Annotated in this window: 15 protein-coding genes; 6 read left to right on the top strand and 9 right to left on the bottom strand. The window is 37.0% G+C overall.

All coding sequences use genetic code 11. The features are described from left to right. Positions 1-2 precede the first annotated feature (2 nt). Positions 3-440, bottom strand: a complete 438-nt coding sequence (locus tag ACQY77_RS19330; protein ID WP_421940679.1) for a cytochrome c maturation protein CcmE — start codon at positions 438-440, stop codon at positions 3-5. 262 nt (positions 441-702) lie between these two features. Between ACQY77_RS19330 and ACQY77_RS19325 the strand changes: the two genes are divergently transcribed. From ACQY77_RS19325 to ACQY77_RS19315, 3 genes are all read left to right on the top strand, one after another. After that, on the top strand, positions 703-1,383 hold the full coding sequence (locus tag ACQY77_RS19325) for a hypothetical protein (protein WP_421940680.1): 681 nt from the start codon (positions 703-705) through the stop codon (positions 1,381-1,383). A 68-nt stretch (positions 1,384-1,451) separates the two neighbouring features. Next, complete coding sequence (locus tag ACQY77_RS19320) at positions 1,452-3,473, top strand: hypothetical protein (protein WP_421940681.1); 2,022 nt, start codon at positions 1,452-1,454, stop codon at positions 3,471-3,473. Positions 3,474-3,475: 2 nt separating this feature from the next. Continuing rightward, positions 3,476-4,867: a hypothetical protein gene (locus ACQY77_RS19315; RefSeq protein ID WP_421940682.1), complete on the top strand. Its 1,392-nt coding sequence runs from the start codon at positions 3,476-3,478 to the stop codon at positions 4,865-4,867. Between the two features lie 261 nt (positions 4,868-5,128). On the opposite strand, the gene ACQY77_RS19310 is transcribed toward ACQY77_RS19315, so the two are convergent. The 4 genes from ACQY77_RS19310 to ACQY77_RS19295 form a co-directional block, all read right to left on the bottom strand. After that, the gene (locus tag ACQY77_RS19310) at positions 5,129-6,550 is read right to left on the bottom strand and encodes a Glu/Leu/Phe/Val family dehydrogenase (RefSeq protein WP_421940683.1); all 1,422 of its coding nucleotides are present in this window, start codon (positions 6,548-6,550) and stop codon (positions 5,129-5,131) included. Positions 6,551-6,699: 149 nt separating this feature from the next. Next, positions 6,700-6,906 (bottom strand): CcmD family protein, encoded by a 207-nt coding sequence (locus ACQY77_RS19305; RefSeq protein WP_421940684.1) that lies wholly within the window; start codon positions 6,904-6,906, stop codon positions 6,700-6,702. A gap of 45 nt (positions 6,907-6,951) precedes the next feature. Next, a complete protein-coding gene (ccsA, locus tag ACQY77_RS19300) occupies positions 6,952-7,614 on the bottom strand; it encodes a cytochrome c biogenesis protein CcsA (protein ID WP_421940685.1) in 663 nt (220 codons plus the stop codon). Between the two features lie 103 nt (positions 7,615-7,717). After that, the gene (locus tag ACQY77_RS19295) at positions 7,718-8,383 is read right to left on the bottom strand and encodes a heme exporter protein CcmB (RefSeq protein ID WP_421940686.1); all 666 of its coding nucleotides are present in this window, start codon (positions 8,381-8,383) and stop codon (positions 7,718-7,720) included. Between the two features lie 130 nt (positions 8,384-8,513). On the opposite strand from ACQY77_RS19295, the gene ACQY77_RS19290 reads away from it, so the two are divergent. Together ACQY77_RS19290 and ACQY77_RS19285 are read left to right on the top strand one after the other, a co-directional pair. Then, on the top strand, positions 8,514-8,993 hold the full coding sequence (locus ACQY77_RS19290) for a methylated-DNA--[protein]-cysteine S-methyltransferase (RefSeq protein ID WP_421940687.1): 480 nt from the start codon (positions 8,514-8,516) through the stop codon (positions 8,991-8,993). 47 nt (positions 8,994-9,040) lie between these two features. After that, on the top strand, positions 9,041-9,415 hold the full coding sequence (locus ACQY77_RS19285) for a hypothetical protein (RefSeq protein WP_421940688.1): 375 nt from the start codon (positions 9,041-9,043) through the stop codon (positions 9,413-9,415). A gap of 10 nt (positions 9,416-9,425) precedes the next feature. On the opposite strand, the gene ACQY77_RS19280 is transcribed toward ACQY77_RS19285, so the two are convergent. From ACQY77_RS19280 to ACQY77_RS19265, 4 genes are all read right to left on the bottom strand, one after another. Then, positions 9,426-10,106 (bottom strand): class I SAM-dependent methyltransferase, encoded by a 681-nt coding sequence (locus ACQY77_RS19280; RefSeq protein WP_421940689.1) that lies wholly within the window; start codon positions 10,104-10,106, stop codon positions 9,426-9,428. Positions 10,107-10,420: 314 nt separating this feature from the next. Beyond that, positions 10,421-10,819 (bottom strand): hypothetical protein, encoded by a 399-nt coding sequence (locus ACQY77_RS19275; RefSeq protein ID WP_421940690.1) that lies wholly within the window; start codon positions 10,817-10,819, stop codon positions 10,421-10,423. 115 nt (positions 10,820-10,934) lie between these two features. Then, complete coding sequence (gene gldC / locus ACQY77_RS19270; RefSeq protein WP_421940691.1) at positions 10,935-11,270, bottom strand: gliding motility protein GldC; 336 nt, start codon at positions 11,268-11,270, stop codon at positions 10,935-10,937. A 359-nt stretch (positions 11,271-11,629) separates the two neighbouring features. Further along, a complete protein-coding gene (locus ACQY77_RS19265; RefSeq protein ID WP_421940692.1) occupies positions 11,630-12,976 on the bottom strand; it encodes a DEAD/DEAH box helicase in 1,347 nt (448 codons plus the stop codon). Between the two features lie 413 nt (positions 12,977-13,389). On the opposite strand from ACQY77_RS19265, the gene ACQY77_RS19260 reads away from it, so the two are divergent. Continuing rightward, positions 13,390-14,724 (top strand): dihydroorotase, encoded by a 1,335-nt coding sequence (locus ACQY77_RS19260; protein ID WP_421940693.1) that lies wholly within the window; start codon positions 13,390-13,392, stop codon positions 14,722-14,724. Positions 14,725-14,870 lie beyond the last annotated feature (146 nt).

Genomic DNA, 14,870 nt, shown 5'->3' with positions numbered 1-14,870 from the left:
GATTAGTTATATTGTTGAATTTTGCCGTCCTTACTTGTCGATTCCACCTTACCGTCTTTGTTAATTTCAACAAGGTTATCGTTATATTTAGATGGGCATTTCATTAAAATTTTAGAGGCGTAAAATTTATCGTTCTTCATCTGACCAATAAGTACTAATTTTTCAGATTTTTCGAAATCCTGGGGCTTGGATCCACTATAAATAACTTCTTTTACTAATCCTTTTTCATCTTTCATGAAAAAACCAAAATGGTTTGGATCCTTAACAGCATCATAATACATGCCTTTAGACTTCTCCCAATATCCCATTACATGTTCTTCTTTATCAGAAGTAGCGGCCTGGGTAAAATTTGAATAGGTATCGGTATTCGCATTTAAGCTGAACAGGATTCCTACTGAAATAGCTATGGTGATTAATCCAATAATAGCACTTTTCTTCATAATATACAGTGTTGTAAAAGCTGGCAACAAAGATAAAAAAATCGGCATAGTGAACCTTCTTTTACATTTTTCTTGTCTTTATATTGACAATTAGCTGATAGTTTGGCGATAAAACTTTTATTTATGGTGAGTTATCCATAACGATTCTTATTAAAAAGGTGCCTATCCCTGATTGGGTTTAATTTTTTAACCAATATTGAGTATGTTTGATCCCAGGTAATCATTCCCAATCCCTATTCTCCAATCCTAAATTAAAATTCACATGAAGCTCAAGGAATTCTACCAACTCTTACTTTTTATTGTGCTTGTTCCAACCTTAAGTTCCTGTTTTCAGGTAATTGAAGAACTCACTATGCACAATGATGGCACCGGAGAGGTACTATTAACCATCAATCTCAGCCAGAGTAAAACCAAAGTTCAATCTGTTATGCTTTTAGATAGCATAAATGGATATAAAGTACCGAGTAAACAGAAAATTCAGCAAGAATTAAACGAAGCGGTAAATTACCTCCGAAAATCTGAAGGCATCTCTAATGTGAAAAGTACCACCGATTTCAATAATTACATTGCAACCATTAGTTTCTCTTTCAAAGATGTCTCCAACATTAACAATATCACGAAAAACATTTTAGCACAGCAAAAAATCAAAGCGCCTAATAATTCTTCCTATAGTTTTAATAAGGTAACCAAACTTTTCAACAGAAAATACCAACCTGTTGGCACTGCCAAAACTGAATACAACAAATTGAAGAGCAAAGATAAAGCGGTTTTTAATGGCGCTACCTACACCAGTGTTTATCGTTTTGATTCTCCTGTAACAAACACCAGCAACCCTGCGTCAAACATTTCAAAATCAGGCAAGGCTGTGATGTTGAAAAGCAGCATTCTCGATTTAATTAACGGAAAAATTAACGTTTCAAATCAAATACAATTATCTAAATAAACTAAGATTGTCATCATGGAGGTATATAAACCTGTCTATGCTCAGTCTCTATCTAAATCATCCACTGAATGAAAAAAATTCTAATTGCCATCACCCTTTTTCTAACTGTTAAGGGCGTTATTGCTCAAGATCTTGTTAAGAAAATCCCTACCAACGCATTTACTGTAGCCACCATCAAAGGTGATAACCTTTTTAAACTGATGTTTGTTAAAGATTTCGACGAATCTTTCTTAGGCAAGAAGTTTTTAACCGGCGCATCAAAATCACTGGATAAAAACTTTAACAGCATCGAAGATTTTGGTATCAATCTCGATAAAAGTATGTACTATTTTAACCAGTTAAACGATAGTATTACTTACCATCATTTTCTAATACCCATAAAAGACGCCAATAAATTTGATGAGCTGATTAAAAGCAAAGAAAGCAGATTTGAGAAAAAGGGTGAGATTAGGACTTATATTTTACCCGATAGTTCTGGCATTTTAATGTGGAATAACACCATGTTATGCGGTGTTAATGGTAGCATTAAAAGTTCTTTTTTCGCTGATTCGACCAAGTCTGCAAAATACGGCATAAAAGATATCAGATATCAAAACGAGTATGATCAAACTGCAGTTGCCGTTGACAGTGCAACTGTAGCAACATACCCTGATACGACTTACACTGAAGAAGTAGCTGCACCGGTAGCCCCCCCTAAAGTAAAAAAGAAGGTGGCAACTACAAAAAGCAAAAAGAAGGCAACTCCAAAAGCAAGAACTGGCGCTAAAAAAACGATAAAAAAGAAAAAACAGTACACTCCGCCGCCAGTTGCTGATGCAGAAACTGTTGAGGTTGTTGATGTGCCAATGGCTGCTGATGCGGCCGTTGAAGCCGTTGCCGCACCTGCAGATGACTACGATGAATATCAGCAGGCAAGGGCCGAACAAGATGCCAAGAAAAAGAAACTTGCGCTGGAATGGATTACCGATCATGCAGCGAAAATTCTCAATACAGACTACGAATCCATTGATAAAAATAAATCCTATACCGAAAGTCTGGATCAATCTGCGATTGCTTCCCTTTGGGTATCGAGTTTACAAGACGTTTATGGTTCTGTAGCGCCAGAATTTGGCACCTACGGCAAAGCAAACATCATGAAAGGATATGGTAGTTTAAATGCAAAACTATTCATGGATAAAACCAGTTTTCGTATTTCTACTGGCCTTGAATTAGCTAAAGAACAAGCTGATGCATATAAAAAGATCATGAACAAAAAGATTAATAAGAACTTTTTGAAATATGTAAACAGCGAAAAGGCCATTGGTTTTATGGGCTATTCTATTGATACTAAAGCATACCTGGAAGAATTTCCAAAATTCATGAAACAGGCTTATGGTTCTTTCTTAGGTGCTAGTATGGAGCAAGAGATTGAGATTGGCTCAGATTTATTTTCGCTCATTTTAGATGAAGAAGCAGTTAGTAAAGTGGTAAAAGGTGATGCATTATTTGTAATTAATGGCCTAAATTCAAAAGAAGTAACTTATACCAGTTATGATTATGATGACGATTATAACCGCAAGGAAGTAACTAAAACTAAAAAAGAGACTTTACCCGACTTCCTGTTTATGTTTTCATCTGAAGATACCAGATTATTTAATAAGCTGATCAATTATGGTATCAATAAGAAATTAGTAAGTGTTGATCAAAATGTTTATAAAATCGCAGCTAAACAAAGTCCGGTTGACATCTATTTCCTGATTAAAGATGGTATTGTGTTCTTTGGAAATTCATTGACCGAGATACAAAGCATCAGTAATAACAGCTATCGCACAAATATTAGCAAACCCCATAAAAACTTATTGGCAAAAAATAACTTCAGCTTTTTATTCAATGCCAAAAATCTTGTAGGTAAAGTTCCTGATGAAGAAATTGGGGGTAAAGAAACCGCTGCGAAGTTTAACGAAACATTGGGTAAGATGGGGAACATCTACATGAAGTCTAATCCGATCAAAGGCAACATCGTTTCTGCAGATATCAGCGCCGAAATCCCTAACGGTCATGAAAATGCGCTGAAATATCTATTTTCATTAATAGAAAATGCAGCTAAATAAGCATGAAAAAAATTCTAATCATACTGCTGGCAATTATTACATTGCTGGCAGTTGCTTACTTTGGCTTTTTTAAATACAGACAAATTCAAGCCAATAGCTTTCTGATCCCTTCCAACACTGAAAGTTTAGTAAAAATAAATGTGGATGAGTTGTATAAAACCATTGCCATTAGTTACCTAAAGCATCCGGAACAGTATAAAGGGGCTGAGAAAAAAGACCTTAAACAAAGAATTGAAGATCTGCATACCGGCATTCAAATTCCTGCTAACATCTATTTATTTACATTGAAGGGGAATAAAGAAAACTATTTCACTAAATTTAAAATCAATGATAGCGTAGCGTTTAAAAGCTTTGTTAATAAACATTTTAAAAGCATTAAGAATACTGCTGAAGGAAGACATAGTTACGCGCAACTTGCCGATTCTTCATTAAGCCTCTTATTTTCTAATTCGGAAGTTGTGTTTGGATACCATCCGGCTAAAAAAGACATCTATCCTATCCTACTGTCAGTTTTATCCAATCAAAAATCCCTCAATTTTAAAGATAGTGAATTCGAATCTTTAGGTTCTTTATCGGATCATATCGCTTATCAAAGTTCAACAAGCAAGGCCACTATTAATTTTTACGATGGTCAGGTTAAATTTAACAACGAATTTATAACCGATCAGATATTGCCTTTTGAGCATCCAAAACACCGCAAATTAAACAGCAACAGTCCATTAATAATGTGGCTAAATGCAGATTTTAAAGCAGATGTGAAGCCGCTTGCCAAAACCCCTTCTATTAAACAAAATTTCTTTAAATTTTATAAAGGTTATCTGGATATAGAATGGCTTAAAAGCACCAATAAAAAGGATACGATCATATCTTTTGAATTTAATGAGAACTTTGAGCAGGTAGAAAAAAAACAAATCGTTGACCGGAAAATCCCCGAGCTCTTCATCAATATGGATGCTGATGCCAAACCACTGGTCAGATATTTAACAGATTCGAACCTGCTGGATACACAAAGTAATAAGATTAGCACAATGGCTATCCCACTGTTCCAAACTTATTTTCAAAGTAATGGAAATCAAATCCAGCTGAGTACGGTTAATCAGGCACCCTTTAACGCAGACCGCATAGCTTCTGATGATTTTTTCTACCTGTATGCCGATTTCAACAAGCTTTTTAAAGATTCTTCCTTTCCTTTAGTGGCCAACAATTTATTAACACTTAAAAAGCTCGAATCTAAAGGGCGAAAGACTGGGGCTAAAAAAATTAAATTCGAAACTGTTATTGATTTTCAAAATGAAAAGGCTAATGCCTTGATTCAACTGGTTAAAATGTACCAAAAATTAAAATCTACCCCTATCCAGATCAATTTTGGTAACGCAATGCCTAAGAATCAGTGATTATGTTTTGCAGGTGAGAGACCTTGTACCTAAACCCGATTTAGCGGGATGCCGATTTTTCATCGGCAGAAGCGGGAGCAGGACCGAACCTTTACAACCGGGCACTGACGTTCCTTTCCTAAATATCCAATCGCATTAGTATTTCGGCTTGGTGTAGATGCCGACCTATAGAGGCTGGAGGTATAACAATAAAAAGTCCCTGCAAATTATCTCTGCAGGGACATATATATTCTCTTCGCCTTTAATAGCCCTGATAAGCTATTATGGCCAAACGCCTAAATTCATGTAAGAAACTGCGATTTTATCAATCGAATTGACAAAAGCAGCTGTTCTCAAGGTTTGAGTAGCTGGTTTTTGTTTCAATGTTTCACGAATTTCGTGATATGAGTGAATCATGGTGTCTTCTAAACCAGAATTTACCAATTCAATCTCTGAGGCACCTTTAACAATCATTAAGCGATGTTCAGGAAGAATGGTTTTACCGGTTAAGTTTTCTAAGGTATTGATCAGATTAGCGTTTGAATTGGCTGCGTAACGATTCTCCATACGGCCAAAAGCCACGTGAGAAAGATTTTTTAACCATTCAAAATAAGATACTGTTACACCACCAGCATTGCAATACATGTCAGGAATAATGATACCACCCATTTCAGTAAAAATAGCTTCAGCCTCTGGTGTAGTTGGACCGTTTGCACCTTCAGCAATAATTTTAGCTTTGATGTTACGGATGTTGTGTTCTGTAAATTGATTCTCTAAGGCTGCAGGAACTAAAATATCACATTCCTGCTCCAGGCCTTCCATTGAGTTTTTAAATTCTTTAGCACCCGGGAAGCCTAAAATTGAACCCGTATTTTTACGGTGTGCAAAAACTTCATCAACATTTAATCCATTCGTATTGTAGATTGCACCTTCGTATTCGCATAAACCTACTATGGTTGCACCAAATTCAGCTAAGAATTTTGCAGAATGATACCCTACATTACCTAAACCCTGAACAATTACTCTTTTGCCATTTAAACCAGCCGTTAAGCCAATTTTCTGCATATCTTCAGCTACGTCAACGCATTCTCTTACTGCGTAGGCAACCCCACGACCAGTAGCTTCTTTACGTCCGCGGATACCATGAAGTGCAATTGGCTTACCTGTTACACAACCCAATGCATCGAGCTGACCAGGATTCATTGTCATATAGGTATCGGCAATCCAGCTCATTTCGCGTTCTCCAGATCCATAATCTGGCGCAGGAACGTCTACAGCAGGGCCAATAAAATTTTTCTTGATTAGTTCGGTAGTATAACGGCGCGTAATGGTTTCTAACTCGGCAACACTATAATTTTTGGTGTTGATTTTAATACCACCCTTTGCACCACCAAAAGGAACGTTAACAATTGCGCATTTGTAAGTCATTAATGCTGCAAGCGCCATCACCTCGTCTTCATTTACCATATCGCTATAGCGGATACCACCCTTGGTTGGGCTCATGTGGTGAGAGTGTTCTACGCGCCAGGCATCAATTACTTCAAAGCCGTTTCCGCGGCGGATAGGGAACTGGAAACGGTACACACTGTTACATGCTTTAATCTGGTTCAATAAACCTTCTGGATGATTGGTAAATTGAGCCGCACTGTCAAAATTCTTACAAACATCTGCAAAGAATTTGGTCTCGTCTGCTAGATTAGCCATTAGTTATTTTTTTTATGAATAAGTTTTCGATGCAAAATTGCCTAAAAAAACCGCACATATCCAAATGCAAAAATACTTAGTGTAAAGCAAACACCACCCTATTTTCCATCTAAAAATAGGTTTAAACAGTTTAAACTAAGTTTTTCTTCTTAGTTATCTTTTTCTAATTTTTTTAATCTTTTATCTAAAGAGAAAAGATAAACCAATAAGCCTACTAAAATTACCACAATACAGCCTACCACTACGTAAATTTTACCGTTGCTACGCATCTGATCTGCCATTTCCACGCCGTTATCCTGTGCGAAAATCTGCAGCGTTGTGAACATTAATATTAAAGAGAAAATAAGTTTTTTCATGATGATTTATTGATCCCTAAGCGGGAGTAACATTGGAAAGAATAATTAGTTGTGTTGTTTTTTATTTTCTAATGAACGGATTCTAAAACGAATGCTATATACCCAATAGCCAATGAGTATCCATCCTAAACACGCCGGATAAAAAACCATCCTCATGCGGCTATCTAAATCGTAACTGTTAAATCCTGGATTACCACCATTTCCTGGGTGTAATGAATCTTTAAGTCGAGGCAATACAAATAACAATACTACCATCATCGGGAAAGCAAAAATATTATAGATAGCAGATAGCTTGGCTCTTTTTTGCTCTTCGTCTATCGCATTGCGAAGAATTAAATAAGCAAAATATAACAATATAGAAATGGCGGCGAAATTCTGTTTTGGATCAAAGCTCCAGAATTGACCCCAGGTGTATTTTGCCCAAATGGCTCCGGTAATTAAGCCTAAAACTCCAAAAATGATCCCGGCGTTTACGCTCTCTACTGCTCTCAGGTCGTCTATTTCGCTTTTGCTGCTTAGTGATTTTATACTGTAAAAAACAGATATGGAGAACAATACAATCATGGCAAACCACATGGGCACATGAAAATAAAGATTTCTGATTGTCTCATTTAAAATAGCCAAATGTGGTACGCCTAAAAGCATTCCGGCAATTGCCGTGTAAACCACTAACACTGATCCTAAGATCTTCCACCAGGTTTTCTTCATATTTTATATAATTTTGAATGGCTGAGTTTTGAATGAGTGAATAGCTGCAAGTTGCCAATTCTATCACTCTATCATTCTCTCATTCAATAATTCACTAATTTATTTACTCCCTCCAAAGGTAAGGAAATAACAATAAAGAGGCTGCCACCGTCATAACATTAACCAACAGTAGCATACCGATATCATCATAACTATTTTCCCAGGGCAAGCCATCTACGGCATTTTTTGCCAACTTGATCAATAAAATTAATACAGGAATAATAATTGGAAAGCTTAAGATAGCCATTAACATTCCCCCGTTACCTGCTTTACTGGCGATGGCCGAAACCATCGTAAAAACAGTTGAAAAACTAATGCTTCCCAGTACCACTGCAACATAGTACATGAGCATATCAGGAGGTGTAAAAGTATCAAACACGAGTGAGTAAAAACCCAGCGCAATGGTAGTTAACACTAACATTAGCAAGGTATTGTAAATGGTTTTAGAGATCAATACAGCAGACGGACTTGCCAAGACATAGCTATATAATTGCTGTCCTTTATTTTCCTGCAAAAAACTTTTAGAAACCCCATTGATTGAAGCGAAAAGCATAATTACCCAGAATAGTGCATTCCAGGCCAGTTTATCGCTTAAACTAACAAAAGACAAATAGCAGGTAAAGATCGTTGATACCACATATAACAGTACGCCATTAATGGTATACTTGGAGCGCCATTCTAACAATACTTCCTTGTGAATTAAATATTTAACCTCTTTGGTCAATTGCATAACCGCAAAGATACTTTTCTTGACAAATATCTTAAGATAAAATTGTTGTATTGTTGTAATATTGCATTGATTTCTCTGCTCAGCTAGCCTGCTTTAAAGGAATCTATATATCAAGTTGACTACATTTTAAATGAAATTTGCATCTGCTATCGAATCGCCTATTGGTAAGTTAACCATCATTGCTGATGATGATTTTATAGCGGAAATCACTTTTGCTGAAAGAGACATTGAAGATTTAGCCGCAAATGAACTCACACTAAAAGTGGCTGGTCAACTCGAAGATTATTTTGATGGAAAGCTTCAGCATTTCGATTTTCCTTTTAAACAAAAGGGTACCGAATTCCAGCAGAAGGTTTGGCAGGATTTGCTTCTCATTCCTTATGCCACAACAACTTCCTATGCTAAATTTTCAGCACACAATCCTTTGGCCATAAGAGCAATCGCTGCCGCAAATGGTAAAAATAACCTGGCTATTGTAGTACCCTGCCACAGGGTTATTGGCAGCAATGGCAAGCTTGTAGGTTATGCTGGTGGTTTATGGCGCAAACAATGGCTCCTGGATCATGAAAGAGAAATTGCTCAAACAGGCCAGGCCAGCCTTAAATTTTAATTTTACTTTATTACAGATTCTCAGGAACAACAATATACCTTGCCGACATGTCAGATCATAAGAACTATTTACGCGCGATTCGTTTAATTAATATAGAAGATGATAAATGTGATTTTGAAACGGGCAAAATCCCCATCCGTCAGCACATCAACGCCAATTATTTCTTCGCTCAAACCGATGTAAGCACTTTAGAGAAAATCCCGCATCCGGCACCCCGGAGACAATATGTAATTACGCTAAAAGGAAAGCTAAAATTTGAGGTAAGTAATGGCAACACTTTTATCATTGAGCCCGGAGTTATTTTGATTGCCAATGATACCCTGGGTTTTGGGCATACCTGGGAAATTATTGATGGTAATGAATGGGAAAGAATCTATATACCTCTGGAGGCAGATGCTGATGATTATTTTACTGCAGATTAGCCTTCAGGGGCTATTTTTCTGCTACACCAATTACAATATAGTGAAATGATTTAGGAATAATTTTTTCTATCAGTGTATCAATTTTCCCTAAGAAATTACGTTGTTTTTCATTCCTGCCCAAACAGCCGAAAAAACCGACTGTAGTGTAATTTACATTTTTAAAATCAGCAAAAACGGTACTCATCTCGTCTAAACGAAGATAGTTCCAATCCTTTGTTCCGAAATGTTTCCTCAACCAGGCATGAAATGTGGTCCCTTTTAAATTCTCTGCAAAAAGCAATTTCCCTCCGGGTTTAAGGGCTTCATACATTTCGTGTAGTGTTTTATATTTATAGGAATTATCTCCATAGAATCCCGCAATCCCTCCTACTATTGATTTGAATGCCACAATATCGAATTGTTCTTTATAGGGGATATGCGTAGCATCAACAGCCTCATAACTGATGTTTTTCCGGCAATCGTACTTAGCATGAATATTTAATGCTTCTTTACCAGGTTTAGTCAAATCAGAACAGATTACCTGATTATTGTGCTTCGCCATCCATAACGACAACCCTCCATTGCTTGCGCCAAGCTCCAAACAGTTCTTATCGCCATTTACTAAAGAAACACGTTTTTCCCAGTAAGGTATTGCCTTAAACCAGTTAACAATATCCCAACCAATTAAATCTCTTTTTCCATTAATATCCATAATATCAAGGTTTTAATTGAAAGAAATCTAATTTAATTTTTTTATCCCTATAAGTTTTAAAATGTAGATAGATTGTACAGCAGTTGTGAAGTTGGACCAGGAAATTTCACAAATGTGCTTTAATTCTTTAAAGTTAATGTCATTTTAAATCGCTATACCAATTAAGAAGTGACTTAGATTTTGGTGCACAGCGGCAAAGATGAATCACCCATTTCAAACGGAGAACAATTCTGTCAGGAGTACAGTAGGAATGATTAATCAGCTAATTGTGTTGCGATCTAAGTAAATTTACATCGCAACCTGGTGCCCGATACTTATACAGTTAATTTTTCGCCGCGCTTTACACTAAAAAGCATAAATAAAACACCAACTAAAAATACGATCCAACCCCATTGGAAATGCACTACTTTACCAATAAGCTTATTGGCAAAACCGTATTTAGTATAATTATGAGCAGTAAAGTAGACCGCAATCACCGCCAAGACATACCAAATAGCCATTACAAAACTCATAAACCTGAAAGCACCTACTTTTCTGATGAAAAGACAAAGTACTGCTAAAGCAATAATAGCATAGGTAATAAAAAACAAGCGGGCGTCCGACTGATATAAATTCCAGTTACCTTTGATCGGCACTTTTAGCATTGGACAGAAACTCGCAATAATGCAAAGTAAAATACCCACCCATGCTCTAAATTTACTAACGATTAACATATTGATTGAACTGTTTGATTCTTCTATTATTTAACCGGCTAATTGATTTCTGTTTAATCTACTAATGAAGCGAACAGTAATAATCACATAGCTTTAGTCTTTTTAAACTTTTGACTTATTTACCCATATCAATGCCCATTTTATCGGCAAAGTGAGCGCAATAATCACGTAGATCCTCAACGATTAATTTTTCACCTGTAGCCCTTAAAAAGCTATCGCCCATGGTTTGTAAAGTTTCGTAGAAAAAGCGCTTCATCTCATCAACAGGCATGTCTTTAGTCCAGAGATCGATGCGCATAGAGTTTTTATAGTTATGATCCCATAAAGCCAGGATCATCGATTTTACAGGCACCTGATCTGTTGTTTTCGCATCTGTACTTTCCCAAAGAATATTCTCGGGCATGTTATTATCATCTAACTCTACGGTTATCTTTATTTCTGCTTTCCTCATTGTAATAATTTAATTTGTATCGAAATCTGGATTTCAATGGTATTTCAAGCCCGCAAAGATGCTGATTTTAATATCGATTTTCACTGATGATTAAGCTACTTTTTGTAAAATTAACATCAAGATTGCGGAGACAATTATAAATGATATTTCTACTACCCAGATTCGTTTAAGATTTTTTAAAGTGAAACGAAAAATCAGATCTGTTATGAAGGTCACTAATACTAAACAGCCTAATATAAGTTTATAAAAGCCAGTTAGATCTACAGGTTGACCCGGTGATTTGGTCCCTATAAAACTAACGACCAATAGCGCAAATGCAATAGCTGTTATAATATTTAAAGGTGTAATTCTTGCCTTCATTACTTTTTCTTATCGAAACGTTTACCTTTTTTAAAACTCTTTATTGCTTTTCCGGCCTTGGCTTTTGCTTTTTCGCGAGCAGTTTTCTCAATTACCTTAGCATTTTTCTTCTCGTGGAATGCCCCTTTAAAGTCAGGGTCTTCCTTACGTTTTTGATTGTCAATTTCTCTTGCAATATGCTGACGCTCTTCATACGGGGTTTCTTCAATAAAAACACCTTCAGGAATTTCGCGTACCGGGATATACTGTCTGATTAATTTTTCAATTTTTCGGATATAGTATTTCTCTGCATCGGTAGCAAATGTTATGGCATCACCTTTGGCAAAAGCCCTGCCCGTTCTACCAATTCGATGCACATAATCTTCAATGATAATCGGAACGTCGAAATTAATTACATGGCTTACATCGCTTACATCAATTCCTCTGCTCGCCACATCTGTAGCCACTAATACACGAATATTGCCTTCCTTAAAACTATTGATAGAATTGATCCGTGTATTTTGTCCCTTGTTGGCATGAATGACCCGAACGTTTTCTGCACCGTATCTCCGCTCAATAAAACTGAATATGTTATCTGCAACTGTTTTGGTTTTGCAGAAAATAATCAAACGGGAAAAAGCCTCATCATCCTTAAGCAGATTTTGAAGAAGATTGATTTTGGTTTTAAAGTTGGGCACATAATAAAGCGCCTGGGTTACGTTCTGTGCAGGTGTTGCCTGTTGAGAAGCTTCAATAACGGTTGGATTTTTCAAGAAATCGCCGGCAATTTTCTGCACCAGATCGCTCATGGTAGCGGAAAAAAGTAAGTTTTGGCGCTTTCTTGGTACAATTTCCAAAATTCTGTGAATCGAGCCTATAAAACCCATATCCATCATTTTATCAGCTTCATCCAGCACCAGGAATTTAAGGCTCTGCGTATTGATATCACCGGCAAGGTAAAGATCTAAAAATCTGCCTGGTGTGGCAATTAAGACATCTACCCCCTTTGCAATTTCTTCTTTTTGAGTTTTAGGGCCAATACCTCCAAAAATAACCAGCGAACGTAAATCGGTATAGGTAGAAAATAATTTTACCTGTTCTGCAATTTGCATGGCCAGCTCCCTGGTCGGCGACAAAATTAAAGCTCTCGGACTTTCTCCCTGGGCATACTTCAATTGCATTAATATCGGTAATACGAAAGCAGCGGTTTTACCTGTACCTGTTTCAGCAATTCCAAAAATATCCTGACCAGATAAAATTGGCGCAATTGCTTTTTCCTGTATTGGTGTAGCTGTAGTATAGCCTGCATCGGCAACTGCATTTAATATCTGCCTGTTTAACTTAAATTCTTCAAAAGGTTTTGCCATAGCGTACAAAGATAGTGTATTTAGTTTTAGCAGAAAGATGAAATGTAGTGAAGGGGTCCGGAAGTCAGAAGTGGAAAGTGGAAAGTTGAAAGTACTACCGCCAAAACCTGCTTAGGTGTCTGAGATGCCTTAGGTGGTTAAATAGTCCGGAAGTTGAAAGTGGAAAGTCCGAAAGTCCGGGGTCCGGAAGTCGGAGGTCGGAAAGTCCGGGGTCCGGAAGTTCAAAGTTGAAAGTTCAAAGTTCAAAGGCTACCGCCAAAACCTAATTGGGTGATTAATGACTATAAAATTAGCGGTTTGTGTGGTTCTCAGTTAAGCAACTCACCGATTAAACAACTGACCGATTAAACGATTCACAATCAACTCCGATACCAGATACAAATTCTCCGTACTAATTTATTACCTTTGAAGCCATGAATACTTATCTGATAAAAGGGGCTACAATTGTAAACGAAGGCCAAAAACAGGTTGCTGATGTACTTATAAAAGATGGTTTAATTGCCAAAATCGGTCAAAATTTATCGGCACCAGAGGCTAAAGAAATTAATGGAGAAGGCCAGTACCTTTTACCGGGAATGATTGATGATCAGGTACATTTCCGCGAACCGGGATTAACCCATAAGGCAGATATTTTTACAGAAAGTATGGCCGCTGTTGCTGGAGGTATTACTTCTTTTATGGAAATGCCTAATACCGTTCCCAACACGCTTACCCAGCAACTTTTACAAGATAAATACGATATCGCTTCACAAACCTCATTGGCTAACTACTCTTTTTATATGGGGGCGAGCAATGATAATATTGATGAAGTTTTAAAAACTGACCCTAAAAACGTTTGCGGAATTAAAGTTTTCATGGGTTCATCAACCGGAAATATGTTGGTTGACAATGAAAAGACTTTGGAGAATATTTTCAGTCAGGCGCCTATTTTGGTCGCTACCCATTGCGAAGATGAACAAACTATCCGCGAAAACTTAGCTAAATTCAAAGCACAATACGGTGATGAGCTCACAATTGATATGCATCCATTAATCCGTAGCGCCGAAGCTTGCTATAAATCTTCATCATTGGCAGTTGAACTGGCTAAAAAATATCAAACGCGTTTGCATATTCTTCATATTTCAACTGCTAAAGAAATTGCACTTTTTGACAATTCCATTCCGCTAAAAGACAAAAAAATTACAGCTGAAGCTTGTGTACACCATCTTTGGTTTAACGACCAGGACTATGCAACAAAGGGTAATTTCATTAAATGGAATCCTGCGGTGAAAACCCAGGCAGATCAGGAAGGCATTTTACAAGGTGTGCTAAATGATAACATTGATGTTATTGCAACAGACCATGCTCCACATACCTTAGAAGAAAAACAACAACCTTATGCACAAGCCCCTTCTGGCGGTCCATTGGTACAACATGCATTGCCGGCATTGTTGGAAATGCACCTTCAGGGAAAAATTTCTTTAGAGAAGATCGTTGAAAAAACTGCTCATAACCTGGCTATTTGCTTCGATATAGAAAAACGGGGATTTATCCGTGAAGGCTATTGGGCAGATTTGGTTCTTGTTCATTTAAATGATCCATGGACAGTTATTAAACTGAATAACTTCTATAAATGTGGTTGGAGCCCTTTCGATGGCAACACTTTTCAGGCCAGTATTACCCATACCTTCGTTTCGGGTAATTTAGCTTATCAAAAAGGTAAATTCACTACTGATGAGATTGGCAAAAGGCTAACATTTGCCCGATAAGTTTATTATATTTGTTTAGCTTAAGCCATTAGTGATGAAGGTTTGAAGATCAAGTACAGGAAATTCCTAAAACCAGAAAATCAATTAATGAATGGAGAACCAAATCATAATGGTTGATACCTCTTTTTTGACGGACTAATTTCGTA

This window comes from Pedobacter sp. (assembly GCF_965279535.1).
Taxonomy (GTDB): domain Bacteria; phylum Bacteroidota; class Bacteroidia; order Sphingobacteriales; family Sphingobacteriaceae; genus Pedobacter.
This window is presented reverse-complemented; position numbering and strand designations above follow the sequence as displayed.